Origin of the sequence: Nocardia sp. MDA0666, from assembly GCF_003023875.1 — a bacterium.
In the GTDB taxonomy this organism is placed as follows: Bacteria; Actinomycetota; Actinomycetes; order Mycobacteriales; family Mycobacteriaceae; genus Nocardia; species Nocardia aobensis.
In genome coordinates this window covers 750801-771313 of sequence record NZ_PYHT01000001.1, presented here as the reverse complement: position 1 = coordinate 771313, position 20513 = coordinate 750801, and the positions used below count along the sequence as shown (strand labels likewise).

The following is a 20513-nucleotide window of genomic DNA, read 5'->3' as shown; positions in this document are numbered from 1 at the left end:
GTCGTTCGGTGCGTGGGACCGCTGCCGGGCGACCGCCGGTCCCTCGATCCGCAACCTCGGCGTGCCAGGTGGAGATGGGTCTGTCAGCCAGGCGGTTATCGTGGAGCCTGTTCCGATCTGGAGAACGCATCTTGCCGTTCCGAACGCGGCGTGGTGGCGGTCGGGGTCGCGGTGCGCGACGGCAGTGGCGCCGCTGTCGCGGCGTTGTCGGTCTCGATGCCGAGCGTCCGCTACGAGAAGCGGTCGCTGCCGCGCTATGTCGCCGTACTCCGCTCCGCGGCCGCGGAGCTGGGACGCGAATTGGCGTGACAGCGGCCGAGATCAGCCGCGCCGGCTCGCGACGATCCCCGCACCCAGCGCGGCGAGCGCGTCGGCGAGTTGTGCGAGCAGCCCGGTGAGACCGCGCGCGGTGTCGGCCTGCCACGCGATGAAGGCACCGTCGAAGCCCGCCATGCCGAAGTAGTCGAGTTCGTCGGCGCCCGCCTGCGCGGTCTCGGCCGGACAGGCGTCATCCAGCCCGATCTGTGATGAGGATCGCGGCGTCGCTCAGTCGCCGCGGCTCTTCTGCAGGCGTGCGATCTCGTCGCCCCACACCGATTGCGACCCGGCATCGCCGACGCGGTAGGTCTGCACGATCGATGCGATGCCGACGACCACCGCGAGGACGGCGACACCCACCGTGACGAGCGTGCGCAGATCGGTGCCACGGCGTTCGGCGAGGTGGAGAGCGGTCAACGCCACCGCGACGACCAGCAGGGCGATGGCGAAGTAGAGCATCGTCTCGCCGCGTTCGGCGTGTTCGCGCAGGATCTCGTCGGGATTGCGGCGCAGGTTGTACAGCCACTGTCCGGCGTGAATGGTGATCGGGGTCAGCACCATGACGATCACCGCCAGCACCAGCGTCAGCCACACCAGATGCCCGCGGCGCGCGGCCGGCCACAGCGCGCACACCATTTCCAGGATCGCGGTCAACGGCATCAGGACCACGATGAAATGCACGAACAACACGTGCGCGGGCAGGTTGTGGATGACGGTCACCGGGGCTCCTCGGTCGCTCGCGATTGTCACGGTGCCGACGACCGCCCCGAACCCGCCGACGCCACAGTCGAAGCGAGCATAGCCAGCGAGCAGCGGTTTCGACGGTTATTCGCGGCCCGGTCGATGCGCCGCCGCGGGATGCCCCGATCGGATGCGGGGAAGACCGCGCCGGTCCTCACCGTCGATGTCGTGCGCCGGGTCCGCGCCGGAGCCGGGCCGGGATGCGCGCATCTCCCACCAGTAGGTCGCCGCGACGGTGACATAGGCGACGGCGACGGCTGCGGCGATGCCGGCGCCGCCGGTCAATGTGAGCGCTATCGGCATGAGAGCTCCCTCCTCGCGGCCTCGGGGGAGGTCCTGCGGGCGGGCCGCATGACGGTATCCCACCACGATTGCAGCGGGCTGGGGTCGGGCCAGTGCACGACCGCTTCCACCATCTCGGGCCGCCCTGCATGGTGTGGCGAAGTGTGGTCAGTAGGCGAGGCAGTCGTAGTCGTCATCGGCATGGGGGAGAGTCCAGGACTGATCGATGCGGTCGGCGGTGTCGAAAGCGTGGCGAATGCGTTCGGCCAGGGGATGCACCCCGGTGAAGTTCGGGCCGGTGTCGCGGTCGCGGATGTCGGCCAGGGCTTGCTGTTCGGCGCGGTCGGCGTCGCTGCCTGCGGGAAATACGGTCATCACGGACTCCTTCTGCGAGCAATCACCGGCGCGGTGGCGCCGGTGCGGATCGGAAAAGGGGCCGGATGGGCCCGGAAGCCGCAGCTGACCGAGCCCACCCGTGGGATATACAGATTCTGGTCAGGCCGTGATCGCCTGCCGGTCGCCGGCGACCCGGTCCACGCTGATCTTGCGTGGTTTGGCCTTGTCCGCCACCGGGATTCGCAACCGGAGTACGCCGTCGCGGTAGTCGGCGCGAATGTGATCGGTGTCGAGGCTGTCACCCAGCATCACCTGTCGCCGGAACACCCCGCGGACGCGTTCGGCCGCGATCATCGACCTGCCCGAGTCGATTCCGGGGCGCGATGCCCGCACGGTGACCACGTTGCGTTCGATATCCACATCCAGCGAATCGGGGTCGATGCCGGGTAGATCGAACTCCACTACGAACTCGTCACCCTCGCGCCAGGCGTCCATCGGCATCGCTACCGGTAGAGCCTGCGTGCCGAACACCTGCTGCGTCGAACGGTCCAGATCGCGAAACGGATCGGTGCGCATCAGCATGGTCGCCACCTCCAGTTCACTCCTTATATCAGTCGAAGGAACCTCAGATAACCTCTGTTACCTGACACAGATTTATTTAGCACTCCGGCTAGGAGAGTGCAAGAAGTCGTGGGAGATAAACTGGTTGCCGCACGGAGAAGGGAGCAGGATGGGTTCGGATCGGCGCGAGGGACATCTGCCGGGGTCGAGCCAGGCGGTGTACCCGATATCGGTCGCCGCCGAGCTGGCCGGTATCGAAATCCACACCCTGCGCCTCTATGAGCAACACGGCCTGATCACCCCCGCCCGCAGCGCCGGCGGGACCCGGCGCTACAGCGGCGACGACCTGGCTCGGCTCCAGCGCATCACCGCCCTCACCCGGCAGGGGATTCACCTGTCGGCCATCGCGCGGATCCTCGACCTCGAAGACGACAACAGCGCTCTGCGCGCCCACAACACCGCCTTGACCGCCGAACGCGACCAGCTGCGCGACACGATCACCGAGCGGCGAGTACCGCACTGACCGCGGCCGGTCGCGGTCAGAACCCGAGCGGGTAGGCGGCGATCGCGTCCTTACCGTGCGGTGGCAGCGGCGCCGTCCAGGAGACCCGGCCACCGCGGAAGACCCGGCAGCAGCCGCCGACGTCGCGGGCGCGCGCGTGCACCGTCGACACCACTGCCGTCGGCAGGGCGTCGGCCGTGGTGGTGCCGGTGGGGTCGAGGGTGTCGATGGTGACGGTGAGCACGTCGGCCACGGTGACGGTGACGACGATCGCCGCGACGCCCGCTCGCGCGGCGGCAGCGGAGGCGGTGTCGGCGACCACTGCTTCGACGTGGTCGGCCACGGCATCCGGCACCTGCTGCGCCGGGCCGGTCACCGCGACGATGCTGCGCAGCTGGGTATGGCCGATGCAGCGCTGCACCACTCGCTCGACGCGTTGGAGCAGTCCGGCGCCGCGCGGGAACGGGACGATGCCGTCGCCCGCCGCTCGCTGGGGGGTGAGGGATACCGCATCGCCGCTACGGGATTCCGGGTCCGCGTAATCGGACCGCAGCATCGCGTCGACCAGTTCGAAAGCCTGCGACAGCGCATTCCGTACCGCGACGTGGGCGGTGGGATCGCTGTCGTTGCGGCCAGTGGGGATAAAGCCCATGGATGACGTGAACCTCTTCGTACCGACACACAACGAACCGACCCTCCGTGTAGAGCCGAGAACGTCCTCCTCAGAATGACCGGTATCGGCCACGCTAAACCGGAAGCGCCCGATTCGGGTCGTGAGGGATCGGACACAGTGCGCCATCCGCTCACCTGGTCGTTTGTCCGAGTGGCCGCGCGGCTCAGTCGATTTCGGCAGACCGATGACCGATCGGGCCCGGATGCGTCATACAGATATGGATCAGCGAGTGGAGGCAGCGCGCGACGGCGACCAGGTCGCGTTCGCGCATCTGGTCGAGCCGGTGCGGCGCGAGCTGCAGGTGCATTGCTATCGCATGCTCGGCTCGGTGGAAGACGCCGAGGACGCCGTGCAGGAGACGCTGTTGCGGGCGTGGTCGCGGCTGGACACCTACGCCGGGCGCGCCCCGCTGCGCGCGTGGTTGTACGGGATCGCGACCCATGCCTGCCTGGACGCGCTGCGGCGGCGCAAGGCCCGGGCGTGGCCGGCCGATCTGGCCGGCCCGGCGGACCCGCATCGCTACGAGCTGGGCACAGTGGATGTGCCGTGGCTGCAGCCGTATCCCGATCGGTTGCTGGACGTGGCCGCCGCAGGAGAAGAACCGGAGGCGGTCGTCACCGCGAGGGAGACGATCGAGCTGGCGTTCCTGGCCGCGATCCAGCGGCTGCCCGCGCGTCAGCGCGCCGTGCTGATCCTGCGAGACACGCTGGACTGGTCGGTCGCCGACACCGCGGCCGCGCTCGGGGTCAGCCGGGCGGCGGTCAACAGCGCGCTGCAGCGTGCCCATGCCACCCTGTCGGAACATCTTCCCGCACAACGAGATCGATGGCATCCGGTGTCGACGGCATCCGAACGCCGGGCGCTGGCGAAACTGATCGGCGCGTGGGAGAGCGCGGATCCGACCGCACTCGTCGCATTGCTGCGCGACGACGCGACGCTGATCATGCCGCCGGGGACGGTGTGGTTCGCCGGTCGCCGCGACATCGGCACATTTCTCGCCGACCACGTCTTCGGCGAGATGGGCAGCGGCTGGCGGCTTCGGCCGACCGGCGCGAATCGGCAACCGGCGTTCGGGCTGTACTGGCGCGAGCCCGGCGCGGACGCGTTCGACGCGTTCGCGATCGGGGTGCTGACCGTCGACGGCGACGCGCTCGCCGAGATCGCGCTGTTCCATCGGCCGGAGTTGTTCGCCGCGTTCGCGCTGCCGCCCGCGTTGCCGCCGCACAGCTGATGGACGCTCGGCGCGTGCGGCGCTGGAGCGTGGTGCTGCAGCCGGGGGACGCACTCGATTACGCGGCCGCCGACTGGGCCGACACCCTCGTCGTGGTGACCAGCGGCGAACTGGAGCTGGAATGCCGCAGCGGCAGACGCGCCCGATTCGCCGCCGGAGCTGTCCTCGCTCTCGCCGCCGTACCGGTGCGGCGACTGCTCAATCCCGGCCCCGGGGCCCTGGTGCTGTCCGCGGTCGCGCGACGACACCACCGATGACGGACCGACCCAGCGTGCGTCACACAGGTGAAGACATCGAAATTCACCGAATAGGAGCACAGCATGTCCGTCCCGAACACTGTGGCCGGCAAGGCAATACTCGTCACGGGGGCCGGGCGCGGCCTCGGCCGCGCACAGGGCCGGGAAGAGATCTTCCCCGATCCGATGTCCGCATCGCTCGCGACGGGGTGGGACGACGGGGTCGTCAAGAGTCTGGAGCGCGCGAATGCCGCTGCCGTGCAAGCAGTGGCGGTGGCGTCATGAACGCCTTGCGGCCGACGATGGTGGTCGGCGGCAGCCGCGGGCTGGGCCGGGGGATCGCGGTGGCGTTCGCGCGCGCCGGTGCGCCGGTCGTGGCCGTGGCGCGCACGGAGTCCGCGCTGCGCGAGCTGGCCGCCGAGACACCCGGCATCGACATCGAGGTCGCCGACGCGGCCGATCCGACCGTGCCGGGGGCGCTGCTCGACCGCCACCGGCCGGACATCCTGATCATCGTCGCGGGGGCGACACCGCTGATGCGGCCGCTGCACCATCACACCTGGGAGACGTTCTCGGCGAACTGGAATACGGACGTGCGCATCGCCTTTCACTGGTTGCGCGAAGCGCTGCTGACGCCGCTGCCGCCCGGCGCTCGCGTGATCGTCGTCAGCAGCGGCGCCGCCGTCCACGGTTCACCGCTCAGCGGCGGATACGCCGGAGCCAAGGCAACCCAGCGGTTCATCACCGGCTACGCCCAGGACGAGTCCCGGCGCGCCGGCGCGGACATCACCTTCACCACGGTGCTGCCGCGGATCACTCCCGCCACGAGCCTCGGCCTGCCCGCGGTGCGCGCCTATGCGGCCCGTGCCGGCCGGAGCGTGCAGGAGTACATCGAGCAGTCGGGTGAACCGCTCACTCCAGAGATCGCCGGCGCGGCGCTGCTCGAACTCGCCTGCGCGGGTGAACCCGCGGCGTCCTACCAACTCACTGCCGACGGCCTGACGGCCCTGCCGTGATCGGCGGCGTACGCCGTTCGACCGACGAAAGAAGAGGAACCGATGCGCAAGCTCATCGCAGCGATGAAGATCTCGGTGGACGGGAAATACGAAGGGGCACAAGGATACGCGGACTGGGTGCACGGCTGGTCCGATGATTACGGGGTGACGCCGCAGGTCGACGCCTGTGTGCTCGGTGGCCGGATGTACGACGGCTACGAACCGTACTGGACCGCGATCGGCGACGACCCGGACAAACCCCTGCCCCAGACCGGCGCGGCGCCGACGCCGGGCGAGCTCGAATGGGCCGATTTCGCCCGGCGCACACCGCATTACGTCGTCTCCACATCGAAAAGTACGGCCGCGTGGCCGAATACGCGATTCCTGCGCGGTCTCGACGACGTCGCGGCACTGAAATCGCAACCCGGAAAGGACATCTATCTCATGGGCGGCGCCACCCTCACCGGCGCGGCGCTCGACGCGGGCTTGGTGGACGAGATACGACTGATCGTCTACCCACTCATCGCGGGAAACGGGCCGTCCCTTTTCGCGGCCGCGAGCGTTCGCCATCCGCTCGAGCTCCGGAAATTCGAGCAATTGCCCGACGGTCGGCTGAGCTACGTCTACGACATCGGCTGATCGCCACCGAACGCCGGACCGCGACACAGTGGCGGTCCGGCGTTCGATGCGGGTGCTGCGTTCAGGATGCCGCTCGCACCGGCGCCTGTTTCAGTTCGCGCAGCGCCGTGCGCAGCCCCCGGCGCTTGCCGGTCTCGGGGTCGACGCCGAAATGCGCACGCATCCCGTCGCGAATCGCGAACCGCAACTCGGAAGCGGTCTCCGGGGCGTCATCGGAGGTCGCGGTGAGCAGGGCGTTGGGCAGCGCCAGTTTCGCGATCGTCCGGAACGACTGCAGATACTGGCGGCCGAGCGAACCGGTCGTGTACGGCAGGTCGTATTTGTCGCACAGTTCCCGGACCCGGACGCCGATCTCCTCGTACCGGTTGCTGGGCAGGTCGGGGAAGAGGTGGTGTTCGATCTGGTGGCTGAGGTTACCGCTCATGAAGCGCATGAGCGGTCCGGCGCGAAAGTTGGCCGACCCCAGCATCTGTCGCAGATACCAGCGGGGCTGATCCTCCTCCGCGAGCTCCTCGGTGGTGAATTTTTCCGCGCCGTCGGGGAAGTGGCCGCAGAAGATGACCATGTACGCCCAGTAGTTGCGGATGAGATTGGCGGTGGCGTCGGCGGTCAGCGTCGTCTTCCAGTTGCGCCCCGACAACACCGGATAGATCAGATAATCCTTGGCCGCCTGCTTGCCGACCTTCGTTCCGATGATGCGCAGATCCCGGAACGCCTGCCGCCAGGTCTTGTCCTTGCGGCGAATCTTCTCCACCTCGAGGTGGTGCAGCGCGACGCCCCATTCGAACAAGGTTCCCAATGCCAGGTTGTATACCGGATTTCCGATGTTCCACCACTCCCACCGCTGGTCGCGGGTCACCCGCAGAATTCCGTAGCCGACGTCGTCGTCCATTCCGACGACGTTCGTGTACTTGTGATGGACGAAATTGTGCGAATGCTTCCATTGCACGCTGGGGCAGGTGGTGTCCCATTCCCAGGACGAGGAGTGGATTTCCGGATCGTTCATCCAATCCCATTGCCCGTGCATCACATTGTGGCCGAGCTCCATGTTCTCGATGATCTTGGCCAGCCCGAGCATCGCCGTGCCGGCGAGCCATGCGACCTTGCGATTGCTGAACATCAGCGTGACCCGGCCGCCTGCTGCCAGGGCCCGCTGCAGGGCGATGGTGCGATGGATGTAGCGGGCGTCCCGCTCACCGCGGGATTCCTCGATATCGCGGCGGATGGTGTCCAGTTCGGCGCCGAGCGCCTCGATGTCCTCGGTGGTCAGATGGGCGTAGGCGTCGATATCGGTGATGGCCATAGGGGCTCCTACAGATCGAGGGTGCATTCTCCGGACACGCTGCTGATGCATGTCTGGATTCGTTCTCCTTCGCGTCGCTCCGCGCCGTTGCGCAGATCGCGCACATATCCCCCCGCCAGCGGGACGACACACGTTTGGCAGATGCCCATCCGGCATCCGAAGGGCATCCCGATGCCCAGCTCTTCTCCTGCTTCGAGAAGTGTTGTGGCGCCGTCGATCTCCGCCTTCTTCCCCGATGCGGCGAAGTACACCGTGCCGCCCTCACCGCCGTGGTCGGTGCGGGCGATGGTGAATCGCTCGGTGTGCAGACGATGGCGCAGTCCGCCGGCTTCGTAGTGCGATTCCATCTCGTCGAGCAGCGCCGGCGGGCCACACGCCCAGCAGTGGCGTTCGCGCCAGTCGGGCACCCATTCGTCGAGTCGTGCGGCATCGAAATTGCCCATCTCCCGGGTGAGTTGGAGAGTCAGGTCGTAGCCGGGGGTGGCCGCGGCCCGGCTCTGCATCTCGTCCAGGAATATGACGTCGTCGCGGGTGGGGGCCGAATGGATGTGGCAGATGTCGGGCGCCTGCTCATGGGTCTCGAGGGCGCGAAGCATCGCGATCACCGGCGTGATCCCGCTGCCCGCCGTGACGAACAGCAGTTTGTCCGGCACCGGCTCCGGGAGATGGAAATCCCCCTTCGGCGCCGCCAGTCGGATGACGGTGCCCGGCTCGACGCCGTCGACCAGATGTGTCGACAGGAACCCGTCGGGATTCGCCTTCACCGTGATCGAAATGGTCTTGTCGTCGGCCCCGCCGATCGAGGTCAGCGAATACGAACGCCAATGCCAGCGGCCGCCGATCTGCAGTCCGATGCCGACGTACTGACCGGGCGTGTACGTGGTCGGAAAGCCCCAGCCGGGACGGATGGTGACGGTGGCCGAATCGGCGGTCTCCTTGACGACGTCGACGACCTTGCCGCGGAGCTCGCGCGCGGTCCACAGCGGATTGACCAAGCGGAGATAGTCGTCGGGAAGCAGGGGCGTGGTGGCCCGCGCCACCAGCCCGCGCACGACGTTGACTCGTGGCTTCTTGGCGCTGATATCGGCGGCAGGCCGCTTACTCCATTTCAACAGATCCATGGAAGCCCTCACTTCCGTGTACACCCGTACACTCGAAACGCCTGTGCCTACGTGCGGTTGTATACCACCTTCCCGCGCGGGTACACACACGTTCTCGAGGTTCTCCGAAATCGGCCCTGTTGCCCGCGCCGCCGCACTGCTGCCGGCATCGTGCGCCCATTCGAGTGGACGACTGTGCGCCGAAAGCTCACGCCACGCGACCCGGGCCGGATCAACCGCGCCGTGGTTTGCGCCGGTCGTAGGCTTGCCCCATGGCACACGATCGCGACAGGGCGCACGACATCAAGCCTCGTTCCCGGGATGTCACCGACGGGCTGGAGAAGACCGCCGCCCGCGGCATGCTCCGCGCCGTCGGCATGGGCGACGACGACTGGGCCAAGCCGCAGATCGGCGTCGCCTCCAGCTGGAACGAGATCACTCCGTGCAATCTGTCGCTCGACCGCCTGGCCAAGGCGGTCAAGGAGGGCGTGCACGCGGGCGGTGGCTACCCGCTCGAATTCGGCACGATCTCGGTCTCCGACGGGATTTCGATGGGTCACGAGGGGATGCATTTCTCCCTGGTGAGTCGCGAGATCATCGCCGATTCCGTCGAGACCGTCATGATGGCCGAACGGCTCGACGGTTCGGTCCTGCTGGCCGGCTGCGACAAGAGCCTGCCGGGCATGCTGATGGCCGCCGCGCGTCTGGATCTGGCGAGTGTGTTCCTCTACGCCGGTTCCACGCTGCCGGGCAACGTCGACGGCCGCGATGTCACGATCATTGATGCGTTCGAGGCGGTCGGCGCCTGTATGAAGGGGTTGATCAGCCGTGAGGACGTCGACCGGATCGAGCGCGCGATCTGTCCGGGCGAGGGTGCCTGCGGCGGTATGTACACCGCCAACACCATGGCCTCGGCCGCCGAAGCGCTGGGCATGAGCCTGCCCGGCTCGGCCGCGCCGCCCGCCCCCGACCGCCGCCGCGACGACTACGCCCGCAAGTCCGGCGAGGCCGTGGTCGGACTGCTCCGCAGCGGCATCACCGCGCGCGACATCCTGACCCGCGAAGCGTTCGAGAACGCCATCACCGTGGTCATGGCGCTCGGTGGTTCCACCAACGCCGTCCTGCATCTGCTGGCCATCGCGCGGGAGGCCGAAGTCGAGCTGACCCTCGCCGACTTCAACCGGGTCGGCGACAAGGTGCCGCATCTGGGTGACCTCAAGCCGTTCGGCCGCTACGTCATGAACGATGTCGACCGGGTCGGCGGCATCCGGGTCGTGATGAAGGCCCTGCTCGACGCGGGCCTGCTGCACGGCGATGTGCTGACCGTGACCGGCGCGACCATGGCCGAGAATCTGGCGCACATCGAGCTGGGTCTCGACGGTGACGTGATCCGCCCGCTCGATCGCCCCATCCACAAGACCGGCGGCCTGACCATCCTGCACGGCACCCTCGCGCCCGAGGGCGCGGTGGTCAAGAGCGCCGGATTCGACTCCGACGTCTTCCGCGGCACCGCGCGGGTCTTCGACGGTGAGCGCGCCGCGATGGACGCGCTCGAGGACGGTACGATCGGCGCGGGCGATGTGGTCGTCATCCGCTACGAAGGCCCCAAGGGCGGACCCGGTATGCGCGAGATGCTCGCCATCACCGGCGCGATCAAGGGCGCCGGGCTGGGCAAGGACGTCCTGCTGCTCACCGACGGCCGATTCTCCGGCGGGACCACCGGTTTGTGCGTCGGCCACGTCGCGCCTGAGGCCGTGGACGGCGGGCCGATCGCCTTCGTCGCCGACGGCGATCCCATCGTTCTCGACGTCGCCAACCGCATCCTCGACGTCGAGATCGAGGAGGCCGAACTCGCCGCACGCAAGGTCGGCTGGGAGCCGCTTGCGCCGAAGTACACCTCGGGAGTGCTGGCCAAGTACCGCAAGCTGGTCAGCTCCGCGGCCCACGGCGCCGTGACCGGCTGAGATCGCGGCGCCGTGACCGGTGAGGCAGACGAGGCCGTGACCGTGCCGTAGCGTTGCGCCATGGCAACGTTGGTCAGTTTCCACGCCCATCCCGACGACGAGGCGATCACCTGTGGCGGGGTGATGCGCAAGGCGTTCGAGCAGGGGCATCGAGTGGTCCTCGTGGTCGCGACACGCGGCGAGCACGGCGAGGTGCCGGACGGATTCCTCGACGAGGGCGAGCCGTTGTGGCAGCGACGGGTTCGCGAAACCCACGCTGCCGCAGAGATTCTCGGCGTCGCGCGGGTGGAGTTCCTCGGCTACGTCGACTCGGGGATGATGGGGACGCCGACCAACGACGCGGCCGGATCGTTCTGGACCGCTCCCGTCGAGGACGCCGCGCGGCGGCTGGCCGCGATCCTCGCCGAGGAGAACGCCGAGGTGCTCACCGTCTACGACGACAACGGCGGATACGGTCATCCCGACCATATCCAGGTCCACCGCGTCGGGATGCGGGCCGCCGAATTGGCCGGCACCCCACGGGTTTTCCAGAGCACCATGAACCGCGACGAGGTCGTGCGCGGTATGAAGGAGATCGCCGAGCAGGCCGGGGCGACCGGAATCGAGGCGCCCGACATCAGCCAGGTCGCCGAATTCGGGAAACCGGAATCGATGCTGACCACGGCCGTCGACGTCTCCGCCTATCTGGGACACAAGCGCGAAGCCATGCGGGCACACCGGAGCCAGATCGACGAGCAGTCCTTCTTCCTCGCGATGCCGGATCCGGCGTTCGCTCGCGCATTCGGTACCGAATGGTTCATCCGCAGCGGCGCGCGGACGGACATCCTCGAAACGGATCTGTTCGCGCCCCGGTGACACCCGCGCCCACCGACGGTGGGCTCTCCGATTACGCCGGGTCCGAGGGGACGTCGATGACGTCGAAGCCCTTGTAATCGGCCGCGGCCACCTCGGCGATGATCTCGCCGTACACGCCGAATCCGCCGACGAAGGGCATGAACACCCGCGGCTTACCCGGCACGTTCGCGCCGAGATACCACGAATTGGCTTGTGGCATCAGAGTTTTCGCCGCCCGCTCGGCGCATTCGGCGACCCAGGCCGAGACCGCGTCGGGCCGCGCCTCGAGGGCGGCCGCGCCGCGGCGGTCCAGGAAGTCGATCGCGTCGGCAACCCAGTCCACGTGCAGTTCCGAATGCAGCACCATATTGGCAAGGACCGAGGGACTGCCGGGCCCGGTGAGGTTGAACAGATTCGGGAAGCCGCTGATGCCCAGGCCCAGATAGGTTTTCGGGCCCTCGCGCCACGCCTCGTTCAGGGTTTCGCCGCCGCGGCCGACGATATTCATCTTCGCGACCGATCCGGTCATCGCGTCGAAACCGGTGGCCAGGACCAGGGTGTCGAGCGTGTAGTGCGCGTCGGTGGTGTGCACGCCCGCGGCGTCGATCCGCTGGATCGGGGTGGTGCGCAGGTCCACCAGTTCGACGTTGTCGCGGTTGTAGGTCTCGTAGTAGTTCGTATCGGTGCAGATCCGTTTGGCGCCGATCGGATGGTCGCGCGGAATCAGCAGGTCGGCGACACGCGGGTCGTCGATCACCGCGCGCACCTTCTGCTCCCAGAACAGGCGCGCCGGCTCGTTCGCCTCGGCGGTCACCATCTGATCCGGGAACGTCTTGCTGAACAGCACACCGCCGAGCTGCCAGCGCTTCTCGTAGGCGTCGCGGCGCTCCTGCTCGGAAACCTCGAGGGTGTTCTCGGGATGCGGCCGGTGCGGTGAACCGCCACCGCTGGCCATCGACAGCCGACGCCGCTCCGGATATCCGGCCTTCTGCTCGCGGCGCGTCTGCTCGTCCAGCGGCGTATTACCCGCGGGCACACTGTAATTGGGTGTGCGCTGGAAGACGTACAGCCGCTCCGCCTGTTCGGCGAGATGCGGAATGGCTTGGATGCCCGAGGATCCGGTGCCGATGACGCCGACCCGCTGACCGGTGAAGTCGACACCGTCGGCGGGCCAGCTGGAGGTGTGCAGCAGCCGGCCGGCGAAGGTCGGCAGCCCGTCGATGTCCGGGGTGTTGGCATTGGACAGCGGACCGGTGGCCAGCACGACGAACCGCGCCGTCACCTCGGCGCCGCTGTCGACGCGGACCCGCCAGCGCAGCGTGGTCTCGTCGAGCACGATATCGGTTACCCGCGTGCCGAATTCGATGTCGCGGCGCAGATCGTAGCGGTCGGCGACATGTTCGAGATAGGACAGGATCTCGGGCTGGGTGGCGTATTTCTCGCTCCAGTTCCATTCCTGCTGCAGGGCGTCGTCGAACGAGTACGAGTAGTCGACGCTCTCCACGTCGCAGCGCGCGCCCGGGTAGCGGTTCCAGTACCACACGCCGCCCACGCCGTCGCCGGCCTCGAACGCCCGCACGCGCAGACCCTGCCCGCGCAGCCGGTGGATCGCGTAGAGCCCTGCGATGCCTGCGCCGACGATCACCACATCGACGCCGGTACGGATATTCCCAGTGGACGATGTCGTCTCGGGGGTCACAGTCGGATACCTTTCGCCGGAGACCTGTTTCTCCGCCCTCGACGCTAGGAAAGGGCATCGCTCCCGGGCAGATGTCGTCCCGCTGACCGGCGCTCACGGCGATCCGGCTCCCGATGACCGGGACGCGCGCTGCGCCGGGCATCGGCACCGGGACCACCGGCCGCCGCGACCGGGGAACCGGTTGCAGGCATGAGTCGAACACCGTTGACACGGTGGGTTCGCGGTGGTTGAGTTGTTTTACAGCGTGTAGCCAAAGGGTAGCTTTGCAGACCGTCGGAGTGCCTTGTACAGGGCTGTCGCGTCATTCGCCGAATCAGGTATCGACCATGATCATTCTCGGAATCATTCTCCTCGTCGTCGGTTTTCTGCTGAAGATCCACATCATCTGGATCATCGGAATCGTGGTCCTCGTCATCGGTCTGGTGCTGCTGGCAATGGGATCGATGGGTCGTGCCGTCGGCGGTCGACGCCACTACTACTGACGCCGGTGCCGGCCGCATGCCGGAACGCCCGAGCGAGTTCGAGGAGTCGAGATGAGTACCACCACGATCGTCGTGATCGTTGTTGTCGTGGTTGTGGCGATCCTGGTCATCGCCGCGCTTGCCCGCGTGGCCGTGGCTCAACGTAAGGAACATCGTCGCGCCGAGGCCGCCGAGATCCGCGAGAAGGCGACCGAGCGTTCCCACGAGGTCGGCCGTCGCCAAGCGCTCGCCGACGAAACCGCGGCCAAGGCCCGGGCGGCGTCGGCCGAGGCCGACATCAAGGCGGCGCAGGCTGCTGGGCTGAAGGAACAGGCAGCCGCCCACCACAACGAGGTCTCGACCTCGCGTGAAGAACTCACCCAGGAGTTCCACCGCGCCGACAAGGTCGATCCGGACGCGCGAACCCCCGAGCCGGGAAAAAACGCCGAGCGCGGCCGCACGTCCGGAGCCGATGCCGCGCGAAACGATGCCCATCGCAGCGATACTCCGCGAAACGACGTCCCGAGAAGCGGCCCCACCGAGGGACGCTGACCTCTGCCTCCGTCACCGCGGCGACCGGCGCGCTCACCGCCCCCACAGCGCGCGGTGAGCGCGCGGCCAGAACTCGAATCCGGCGGTGGCCAGACCGCCGAGGCCGATCACCAGCACCGCCGCATCGACACTGGTACGCCCTTCGCGTGCCCAGTAGACGTCCTCGAGATCCAGCAGCAGCGCCAGTTCGTCGACGATCAGGGCCGAACCGGCGCCGTAGGAGGTGGCCACCACCGGATGGCGGCGGGCGCGCTCGGTGCCGCGCAACGCCACCATACCCACCGCCGCGAGCGTCGCGATCCCGATGTTGTAGTGGTGGAAATGCTTGCCGCCCAGACTGATTCCGCCACCGCTGGGTCCGTGGCCGGCGCGGATCCAGTGCGTGAGGGCCCGCGTGGTCCCGAAGGTCGCCGTGAACGCGGCCCACGCCCACACCGCCGACCGCTCGCCGGGCCCGAGAGTCTCCATCCACGCCCGCCGCACCTCGCGGCCTCGATGCTGAACGGTGGCTACGGCGCTCCTGCCGTCTCGATCGGTCACCCTCTCATGGTCGTCGGGTGGCGCGGTCCCCATGCGGTGTTCGGCAACTTTCCAGAGAACACGGTTGGTGTCCGCATCGGCTGGTCCGTGCCGGTGGAAACCGTGCACCGGCGGACATACGATCGAAGCAGTGCCCGAGCGGGCCGAGCAGGTGGCGAATGGGAGCACCGCATGAACGACCATCCGGAACACACGCCCCGGGTCACCGCTTTCCCGCGCATCGACGACTATGCGTTCATCTCCGATTCCGAGGTCACAGCCCTGATCGCGCCCAGCGGCGCCATCGAATGGATGTGCTTGCCTCGCATGGATTCCCCCAGCGTCTTCGGTGCGATCCTCGATCGCTCCGCCGGGTCGTTCCGCTTCGCGCCCGACGACATCGCGACCCCGGCCGATCGCCGGTACATCCCCGGCACGATGGTCATGGAGACGAGCTGGCGCAGTGGCGAAGGATGGGCAACCGTGCGCGACGTCCTGCTCGTCGGCCCCTGGCGGCACCAGCAACCCGGTCGCAGCGCGCATCGCCGCGCACCCACCGACTACGACGCCGAACACATCCTGGTGCGCATCGTGCACTGCGAGACCGGGCAGATCCAGTTCGTGCTCGACTGCCAGCCCGCCTACGACTACGGGCGAGCGCGTGCCACCTGGGAATACCTCGACAGCTATCACCTGGCCCAGGCCGACGCCGACGGTGTCGAGCTGCCGTTGCGCCTGACCACCGATCTGCGCCTGGGCATCGAGGGCTCGCGCGCGGTCGCCCGCACCCTGCTCAAGAGTGGCGACACCCGCTTCTGTGCGCTGTCCTGGGGCAGCCGAGAGGCTCCCGAAACCGTCGATGAGGCCAATCGGCGCCTGGTCGGGACCGTCCATCACTGGCGGCACTGGCTGGCCGGCGGCCGGTTCCCGGATCATCCCTGGAGCGCCCAGCTCACGCGCAGCGCGCTGACCCTCAAGGGCCTGACCTTCGCCCCGACCGGCGCCATCGTCGCCGCACCGACCACCTCGCTGCCGGAAACCCCTGGCGGAGAACGTAATTGGGACTACCGCTACACCTGGATCCGGGACTCGGCCTTCGCGCTGTGGGGCCTGTACACGCTGGGCTTCAACTGGGAAGCCAACGACTACTTCTCCCACATCATCAACCTGGCCGAGAACGCCGAGGACATGCAGATCGTCTACGGCATCGGCGGCGAAACCGACCTGCGCGAACACACCCTGGACAACCTGCGGGGCTACGAGAACGCCGCCCCGGTGCGGGTCGGCAACGACGCGTATCGCCAACGCCAGCACGATGTCTGGGGCGCGGCGCTGGACTCGGTCTACCTCTACGCCCGCCATCAGGACCAGATCGACGCGCGCACCTGGCCGCTGCTGCGCTGGGCGGTCAAGAGCGCGCTCGCGGTGTGGCGCGAACCCGACCACGGTATCTGGGAAGTGCGCGGCAAGCCGCAGCACTTCACCTCCAGCAAGGTCATGTGCTGGGTCGCCGCCGACCGCGGGGCGCGACTGGCTCGCATCCACCAGGACTTCGAACGTGCCGCCCGCTGGCAGCGTGCGGCCGACGAGATCCGCGCCGACGTCTGCGCCAACGCCGTCGACTCGCGGGGTGTGTTCACCCAGTACTACGGCAGCACGGCACTGGATGCCTCGACCCTGCTCATCCCGCTGGTCCGGTTCCTTCCTCCCGACGACGAACGGGTCCGCAAAACGGTGCTCGCCATCGCCGACGAACTCACCAGCGACGGACTCGTCCTGCGCTATCGCACCGACGAAACCGACGACGGATTCGCGGGCACCGAAGGCACGTTCACGATCTGCTCGTTCTGGCTGGTGTCCGCACTCTCGGAAATCGGTGAGAATCACCGCGCCAAACAGTTGTGCGAAAAATTGCTCGGCTACGCCAGCCCGCTGGGCCTCTACGCCGAGGAGATCGACCCGGTGACGGGCCGGCACTGGGGCAACTATCCCCAGGCGTTCACGCATCTGGCGTTGATCAATGCCGTCATGCACGTCGTCCGGGACGAGCAGATCGAGTTGCGCACCGCACTCGGGGGAGAGTCCATCGCCCCTCGTCTCGACGACGGCATGCTCACCGGCGGCTACATCCATATCTAGGCTGGTGTGGTGCGGCTGGACCACGCGACGCTCGACGGTCGCCTCGAGGCCATCGCCCGGCAGCCGTTTCGGGCGAAGTTCCACCTCCGCGCGCCCGAGGTGGAGTTCGTCGCGCTGCGCGGCATGACGGTGGTGCGGGAGCACGCTGCCGATCTCATCGGCAAGCGGCTGGCACCGGCTCATCCGGCCAAGGACGGCAAGCAGACTCCCTGGGGCGGTCATCCGGTCTTTCGCGCTCAGCACGCCACCGCCACCTGCTGTCGCAGCTGTCTGCAGCGCACGCACGGCATCGCCAAGGGCAGGGAACTGACCGCGCGGGAGCGCGAATACGCCGTGGACATCATCTGCCGCTGGATCGAACTGGAGTGCGCTCGCAGGTAGGGTCGCGAACGCCACCGGTTCGATGCGCGCTGGGCGGGTACGTGGCCGGTATGCCCCGTTCCTTGAAGCGCGCCGTCAGTACGCCTCTGCTGTATTTCTTCATCCTGGGCGACGTGCTCGGAGCCGGGGTCTACGTGCTGATCGGTTCCGTCGCTCAGGCATCGGGTGGTGCGGTGTGGTTACCGCTGGCCGTCGCGCTCGGCATGGCCACCCTCACCGCGGCGTCGTATGCCGAACTGGCGACGAAGTACCCCCGGGCGGGTGGCTCCGCGCACTATGCGACGCGGGCGCTGGGACCGGCCGCCGGCTCACTGGTCGGCTTCTGCATGCTCGCCGCGGGTGTGGTGTCGGTGGGAGCGCTGGCCCGGGCGTTCGCCGGTGACTATCTCCAGGCGCTCGTATCGGCGCCGACCGCGGTGGTCATCGTCGTCTTCCTGGTCGCGCTCGCGGCGCTCAACATCCGCGGGATCAAAGAATCGTTGCGCGCCAATGTGGCGGCGAGCCTGGTCGAGCTCAGCGGGCTGGTGCTGATCATCGGCCTGGGCGCGTGGATCCTGCTGCGCGGTGACGCCGATCCCGGCAGGCTCACCGAGATCGGGACTGCGGAACACGGTCCGGTCGCGGCAGTGCTCGCGGGTACGGTGCTGGCCTTCTACTCCTTCGTGGGGTTCGAGACCTCGGTGAATCTCGCGGAGGAGGTGCGCGATCCACGGCGCTCCTACCCGATCGCGCTGTTCGGCGCCCTGCTCACCGCCGGGGTGGTGTACGTGCTGGTCGGTGTGGTCGCCAGCGCCGCCGTGCCCACCGACGAACTCGCACGATCGAGCGGTCCGCTGCTCGAGGTGGTGCGCCGCGCCGGCGGCGTGCCCGACCGGTTGTTCAGTGTCATCGCACTGGTCGCCGTCGCCAACGGCGCATTGCTGACCGGCATCATGGCCTCGCGGCTCGCCTACGGTATGGCTCGCGACGGACTGCTGCCGGCGGTGCTCACCCGGCTGCTTCCCGGCCGTCGCACTCCCTGGGTGGCGGTGGTGGTGACCTCGGGGGCATCCATCGCCCTCGCACTCACCGGCGAGGTCGCCGTGCTGGCCGAAACCCTGGTCCTGCTTCTGCTCGTCGTCTTCGCGGCGGTCAACTGCTCGGTTCTGCTCGAGCGCCGCCATCCCGTCGACGCCGACCACTTTCGTGTCCCGACGCTCGTTCCCTGGCTGGCGCTGGCCTCCTGCCTCTACCTGTTCACCCGCATCGATGCCGAGATCTGGGCGCGCGGCCTGATCCTGGTCGGCTTGGGCGCCGTGCTCGCGCTGGTGAACGGCCTGCGTACCCGCCGCGCCGACCCGGAATCCCGCATCACGCAGGCCGTGAAGACGATGCGTCCCTGATCCCCGCACGGTGGCAGCCGATCGGGGCGTTCCGGTCACGCGATCGGCAACCGTTGACTTCACGCTGAGCGAATACCTGGTGTTCGCGGCCGCAGGGAGTCACGATCCATGCGCACATGTGAATGTCCGCACTTACCCCGACGAAGGGCGCGATCATGACCGTGACAGACGAGCTTCTGGCCAACAATGCCGACTACGCAGCACAGTTCAGCGGACCGCTTCCGCTGCCGCCGAGCAAGCACGTCGCCGTGGTGGCGTGCATGGATGCGCGGCTCGACGTCTACCGCATCCTCGGACTCCAGGAGGGGGAGGCCCACGTCATCCGCAACGCGGGCGGGGTGGTGACCGACGACGAGATCCGTTCGCTGGCCATCAGTCAGCGGTTGCTGGGCACCACGGAGATCATCCTCATCCACCACACCGACTGCGGCATGCTGACCTTCACCGACGACGAGTTCAAACGCGGAATCCAGGACGAGACCGGCCTCAAACCCGCATGGGCGGCCGAGGCTTTCGACGATCTGGATGTGGATGTGCGCCAGTCGATCCGGCGCATCGAGGCCAGCCCTTTCGTGACGAAGACGACCTCGCTGCGCGGCTTCGTGTTCGATGTCGCCACAGGCAAACTCCAAGAGGTTCTCGCCTGATCCGGCTCTGGCGGTAACCCTGTCGGTGTGCCGCGGACAGGTGTCGGGATGGGGCGGTCCGACCTCGCCGCCCTAGGGTCGACGCATGCCGAGTGACTTCACCGTTAGCCGAGGCTGCCCGGGCCAGGGGGGCGGCGCGGCGGACGTTCGTCCGAAACCCGTTGCAGGATCGAATGTTCCGGATCCGCGACGGTGGTCCGGCGCGGCCCTGCTGCTGCCGGGCGTGCTGGCGTACACGGGCGCGATCGGACCGACCGAGCGGCATGCGCACCATGCGGTGCAGCTGATGGTCGCGGCGGGTGAGCTACGCGTCGTCGATGACGACGGGGGTGTGCACACCGGAAACCGGATGGGGATCCCCTCCGATACCGGGCATGCGATCACGGCCGGTGCGCAGCCCGCGGTCGCGCTGTTCGTCGATCCCGAATCCGCGCTGGGTAACGCGGTGGAAAACCGTCTCGGCGCGTCCTGGGCGGACACCGACGTGCTGGCCGGCCTCGATCCGGCGAGCGGCGATCCGCGCGCCGCGGTATCGGCGCTGACCCGGTCGGTGGGTGCCGGTGCCGTGACGCCGTCGCGGCACCCCGGTGTCAGCGCGGCGCTCGAACTGCTGCCGGAGCTGATCGCGCAGGGCCCGGTGCGTACCGGCACACTCGCCGAGCGGGTGGGGATCTCGACGAGCCGGCTGACACATGTGTTCACCGATCAGGTCGGATTGCCGCTGCGCCGGTACGTGCTGTGGTTGCGGGTCATGACCGCCGTCGCGCGGACGGCCGCCGGCGACGATGTGACCGCGGCGGCGCATGCGGCCGGATTCGCCGACAGCGCGCACCTGTCCCGGACGTGTCGTGCCACCTTCGGCCTGCCACCGTCCGCACTGAGTCGCACCGTCCGCGTGGAGATCGGTTCCGCGATCTAGCCGAATCGTTCAATCGCTTCCGCGGCGGTTCCGCCAGTCTGGAACGGTGACCGATACAGCCACCTCGAATACTGCGAAAATCACTGTCCCGCAGCGGAT

26 protein-coding genes are annotated in these 20513 nt (G+C 68.1%); 16 read left to right on the top strand and 10 right to left on the bottom strand.

Going from position 1 to position 20513, the window contains the following annotated elements; all coding sequences use genetic code 11:
• Positions 1–12: 12 nt before the first annotated feature.
• Complete coding sequence (locus C8258_RS33600) at positions 13–309, top strand: IclR family transcriptional regulator C-terminal domain-containing protein (protein ID WP_369974695.1); 297 nt, start codon at positions 13–15, stop codon at positions 307–309.
• A 12-nt stretch (positions 310–321) separates the two neighbouring features.
• On the opposite strand, the gene C8258_RS33480 is transcribed toward C8258_RS33600, so the two are convergent.
• The 5 genes from C8258_RS33480 to C8258_RS03655 form a co-directional block, all read right to left on the bottom strand.
• Positions 322–453, bottom strand: a complete 132-nt coding sequence (locus C8258_RS33480; RefSeq protein ID WP_255420401.1) for a hypothetical protein — start codon at positions 451–453, stop codon at positions 322–324.
• A 93-nt stretch (positions 454–546) separates the two neighbouring features.
• Complete coding sequence (locus C8258_RS03670) at positions 547–1038, bottom strand: DUF2231 domain-containing protein (RefSeq protein ID WP_106953821.1); 492 nt, start codon at positions 1036–1038, stop codon at positions 547–549.
• Between the two features lie 105 nt (positions 1039–1143).
• A complete protein-coding gene (locus tag C8258_RS03665) occupies positions 1144–1362 on the bottom strand; it encodes a hypothetical protein (protein ID WP_106953820.1) in 219 nt (72 codons plus the stop codon).
• A gap of 147 nt (positions 1363–1509) precedes the next feature.
• Positions 1510–1716 carry a hypothetical protein gene (locus tag C8258_RS03660; protein WP_106953819.1) on the bottom strand — a complete coding sequence of 69 codons (207 nt, stop codon included), beginning with the start codon at positions 1714–1716 and terminating at the stop codon, positions 1510–1512.
• Positions 1717–1836: 120 nt separating this feature from the next.
• On the bottom strand, positions 1837–2274 hold the full coding sequence (locus tag C8258_RS03655; RefSeq protein WP_304598370.1) for an Hsp20/alpha crystallin family protein: 438 nt from the start codon (positions 2272–2274) through the stop codon (positions 1837–1839).
• A 133-nt stretch (positions 2275–2407) separates the two neighbouring features.
• Between C8258_RS03655 and C8258_RS03650 the strand changes: the two genes are divergently transcribed.
• Positions 2408–2761 carry a MerR family transcriptional regulator gene (locus C8258_RS03650; protein WP_106953818.1) on the top strand — a complete coding sequence of 118 codons (354 nt, stop codon included), beginning with the start codon at positions 2408–2410 and terminating at the stop codon, positions 2759–2761.
• A 16-nt stretch (positions 2762–2777) separates the two neighbouring features.
• Here C8258_RS03650 and C8258_RS03645 read toward each other — a convergent pair whose 3' ends face one another.
• Positions 2778–3392: a hypothetical protein gene (locus tag C8258_RS03645; RefSeq protein WP_106953817.1), complete on the bottom strand. Its 615-nt coding sequence runs from the start codon at positions 3390–3392 to the stop codon at positions 2778–2780.
• A gap of 238 nt (positions 3393–3630) precedes the next feature.
• On the opposite strand from C8258_RS03645, the gene C8258_RS03640 reads away from it, so the two are divergent.
• The 5 genes from C8258_RS03640 to C8258_RS03620 all read left to right on the top strand — a co-directional run bounded on the left by C8258_RS03640 (position 3631) and on the right by C8258_RS03620 (position 6514).
• Positions 3631–4644, top strand: a complete 1014-nt coding sequence (locus C8258_RS03640; protein WP_106953816.1) for an RNA polymerase subunit sigma-70 — start codon at positions 3631–3633, stop codon at positions 4642–4644.
• 14 nt (positions 4645–4658) lie between these two features.
• On the top strand, positions 4659–4901 hold the full coding sequence (locus C8258_RS03635; RefSeq protein ID WP_199195555.1) for a hypothetical protein: 243 nt from the start codon (positions 4659–4661) through the stop codon (positions 4899–4901).
• A gap of 63 nt (positions 4902–4964) precedes the next feature.
• On the top strand, positions 4965–5165 hold the full coding sequence (locus C8258_RS03630) for a hypothetical protein (protein WP_106953814.1): 201 nt from the start codon (positions 4965–4967) through the stop codon (positions 5163–5165).
• A complete protein-coding gene (locus C8258_RS03625; RefSeq protein ID WP_106953813.1) occupies positions 5162–5896 on the top strand; it encodes an SDR family oxidoreductase in 735 nt (244 codons plus the stop codon). Before C8258_RS03630 ends, C8258_RS03625 begins: the two co-directional genes overlap by 4 nt.
• A gap of 42 nt (positions 5897–5938) precedes the next feature.
• A complete protein-coding gene (locus C8258_RS03620) occupies positions 5939–6514 on the top strand; it encodes a dihydrofolate reductase family protein (RefSeq protein ID WP_106953812.1) in 576 nt (191 codons plus the stop codon).
• A 61-nt stretch (positions 6515–6575) separates the two neighbouring features.
• Here C8258_RS03620 and C8258_RS03615 read toward each other — a convergent pair whose 3' ends face one another.
• On the bottom strand, positions 6576–7817 hold the full coding sequence (locus C8258_RS03615; RefSeq protein ID WP_106953811.1) for a fatty acid desaturase: 1242 nt from the start codon (positions 7815–7817) through the stop codon (positions 6576–6578).
• 8 nt (positions 7818–7825) lie between these two features.
• A complete protein-coding gene (locus C8258_RS03610) occupies positions 7826–8938 on the bottom strand; it encodes a ferredoxin reductase (RefSeq protein WP_106953810.1) in 1113 nt (370 codons plus the stop codon).
• Positions 8939–9189: 251 nt separating this feature from the next.
• Here C8258_RS03610 and ilvD point away from each other — a divergent pair, with 251 nt between their 5' ends.
• The gene (gene ilvD / locus C8258_RS03605; protein ID WP_106953809.1) at positions 9190–10881 is read left to right on the top strand and encodes a dihydroxy-acid dehydratase; all 1692 of its coding nucleotides are present in this window, start codon (positions 9190–9192) and stop codon (positions 10879–10881) included.
• A 60-nt stretch (positions 10882–10941) separates the two neighbouring features.
• Positions 10942–11736, top strand: coding sequence for a PIG-L family deacetylase (locus C8258_RS03600; RefSeq protein ID WP_106953808.1), 795 nt, complete (start codon positions 10942–10944; stop codon positions 11734–11736).
• 31 nt (positions 11737–11767) lie between these two features.
• Here C8258_RS03600 and C8258_RS03595 read toward each other — a convergent pair whose 3' ends face one another.
• The gene (locus tag C8258_RS03595; RefSeq protein WP_106953807.1) at positions 11768–13414 is read right to left on the bottom strand and encodes an NAD(P)/FAD-dependent oxidoreductase; all 1647 of its coding nucleotides are present in this window, start codon (positions 13412–13414) and stop codon (positions 11768–11770) included.
• A 326-nt stretch (positions 13415–13740) separates the two neighbouring features.
• Here C8258_RS03595 and C8258_RS32790 point away from each other — a divergent pair, with 326 nt between their 5' ends.
• On the top strand, positions 13741–13896 hold the full coding sequence (locus C8258_RS32790) for a DUF6131 family protein (RefSeq protein WP_086006941.1): 156 nt from the start codon (positions 13741–13743) through the stop codon (positions 13894–13896).
• Positions 13897–13947: 51 nt separating this feature from the next.
• Complete coding sequence (locus C8258_RS03590) at positions 13948–14427, top strand: hypothetical protein (RefSeq protein ID WP_036502013.1); 480 nt, start codon at positions 13948–13950, stop codon at positions 14425–14427.
• A 33-nt stretch (positions 14428–14460) separates the two neighbouring features.
• On the opposite strand, the gene C8258_RS03585 is transcribed toward C8258_RS03590, so the two are convergent.
• A complete protein-coding gene (locus tag C8258_RS03585) occupies positions 14461–14895 on the bottom strand; it encodes a hypothetical protein (protein ID WP_036502010.1) in 435 nt (144 codons plus the stop codon).
• A 243-nt stretch (positions 14896–15138) separates the two neighbouring features.
• Between C8258_RS03585 and C8258_RS03580 the strand changes: the two genes are divergently transcribed.
• From C8258_RS03580 to C8258_RS03560, 5 genes are all read left to right on the top strand, one after another.
• Positions 15139–17085 (top strand): glycoside hydrolase family 15 protein, encoded by a 1947-nt coding sequence (locus C8258_RS03580; RefSeq protein WP_106954049.1) that lies wholly within the window; start codon positions 15139–15141, stop codon positions 17083–17085.
• A gap of 9 nt (positions 17086–17094) precedes the next feature.
• Complete coding sequence (locus tag C8258_RS03575) at positions 17095–17466, top strand: DUF4186 domain-containing protein (RefSeq protein WP_233224847.1); 372 nt, start codon at positions 17095–17097, stop codon at positions 17464–17466.
• Between the two features lie 50 nt (positions 17467–17516).
• Entirely contained in the window at positions 17517–18848 is a 1332-nt protein-coding gene (locus tag C8258_RS03570; RefSeq protein WP_106954047.1) for an APC family permease, read from the top strand.
• A gap of 155 nt (positions 18849–19003) precedes the next feature.
• Complete coding sequence (locus C8258_RS03565) at positions 19004–19495, top strand: carbonic anhydrase (RefSeq protein WP_062998185.1); 492 nt, start codon at positions 19004–19006, stop codon at positions 19493–19495.
• Between the two features lie 85 nt (positions 19496–19580).
• The gene (locus C8258_RS03560) at positions 19581–20414 is read left to right on the top strand and encodes an AraC family transcriptional regulator (RefSeq protein WP_106953806.1); all 834 of its coding nucleotides are present in this window, start codon (positions 19581–19583) and stop codon (positions 20412–20414) included.
• The last annotated feature ends 99 nt before the right edge of the window (positions 20415–20513 follow it).

Bases quoted from the DNA above. Each gene is read 5' to 3' on its own strand.
- C8258_RS03585 (WP_036502010.1), bottom strand. From the start codon at position 14,895: ATGGAGACTCTCGGGCCCGGCGAGCGGTCGGCGGTGTGGGCGTGGGCC.
- C8258_RS03650 (WP_106953818.1), top strand. From the start codon at position 2,408: ATGGGTTCGGATCGGCGCGAGGGACATCTGCCGGGGTCGAGCCAGGCG.
- C8258_RS03570 (WP_106954047.1), top strand. From the start codon at position 17,517: ATGCCCCGTTCCTTGAAGCGCGCCGTCAGTACGCCTCTGCTGTATTTC.
- C8258_RS32790 (WP_086006941.1), top strand. From the start codon at position 13,741: ATGATCATTCTCGGAATCATTCTCCTCGTCGTCGGTTTTCTGCTGAAG.
- C8258_RS03615 (WP_106953811.1), bottom strand. From the start codon at position 7,817: ATGGCCATCACCGATATCGACGCCTACGCCCATCTGACCACCGAGGAC.
- C8258_RS03610 (WP_106953810.1), bottom strand. From the start codon at position 8,938: ATGGATCTGTTGAAATGGAGTAAGCGGCCTGCCGCCGATATCAGCGCC.
- C8258_RS03640 (WP_106953816.1), top strand. From the start codon at position 3,631: ATGGATCAGCGAGTGGAGGCAGCGCGCGACGGCGACCAGGTCGCGTTC.
- C8258_RS03630 (WP_106953814.1), top strand. From the start codon at position 4,965: ATGTCCGTCCCGAACACTGTGGCCGGCAAGGCAATACTCGTCACGGGG.
- C8258_RS33480 (WP_255420401.1), bottom strand. From the start codon at position 453: ATGGCGGGCTTCGACGGTGCCTTCATCGCGTGGCAGGCCGACACCGCG.
- C8258_RS03625 (WP_106953813.1), top strand. From the start codon at position 5,162: ATGAACGCCTTGCGGCCGACGATGGTGGTCGGCGGCAGCCGCGGGCTG.
- C8258_RS03565 (WP_062998185.1), top strand. From the start codon at position 19,004: ATGACCGTGACAGACGAGCTTCTGGCCAACAATGCCGACTACGCAGCA.
- C8258_RS03665 (WP_106953820.1), bottom strand. From the start codon at position 1,362: ATGCCGATAGCGCTCACATTGACCGGCGGCGCCGGCATCGCCGCAGCC.
- C8258_RS03560 (WP_106953806.1), top strand. From the start codon at position 19,581: ATGCCGAGTGACTTCACCGTTAGCCGAGGCTGCCCGGGCCAGGGGGGC.
- C8258_RS03645 (WP_106953817.1), bottom strand. From the start codon at position 3,392: ATGGGCTTTATCCCCACTGGCCGCAACGACAGCGATCCCACCGCCCAC.
- C8258_RS03620 (WP_106953812.1), top strand. From the start codon at position 5,939: ATGCGCAAGCTCATCGCAGCGATGAAGATCTCGGTGGACGGGAAATAC.
- C8258_RS03600 (WP_106953808.1), top strand. From the start codon at position 10,942: ATGGCAACGTTGGTCAGTTTCCACGCCCATCCCGACGACGAGGCGATC.
- C8258_RS03580 (WP_106954049.1), top strand. From the start codon at position 15,139: ATGAACGACCATCCGGAACACACGCCCCGGGTCACCGCTTTCCCGCGC.
- C8258_RS03590 (WP_036502013.1), top strand. From the start codon at position 13,948: ATGAGTACCACCACGATCGTCGTGATCGTTGTTGTCGTGGTTGTGGCG.
- ilvD (WP_106953809.1), top strand. From the start codon at position 9,190: ATGGCACACGATCGCGACAGGGCGCACGACATCAAGCCTCGTTCCCGG.
- C8258_RS03660 (WP_106953819.1), bottom strand. From the start codon at position 1,716: ATGACCGTATTTCCCGCAGGCAGCGACGCCGACCGCGCCGAACAGCAA.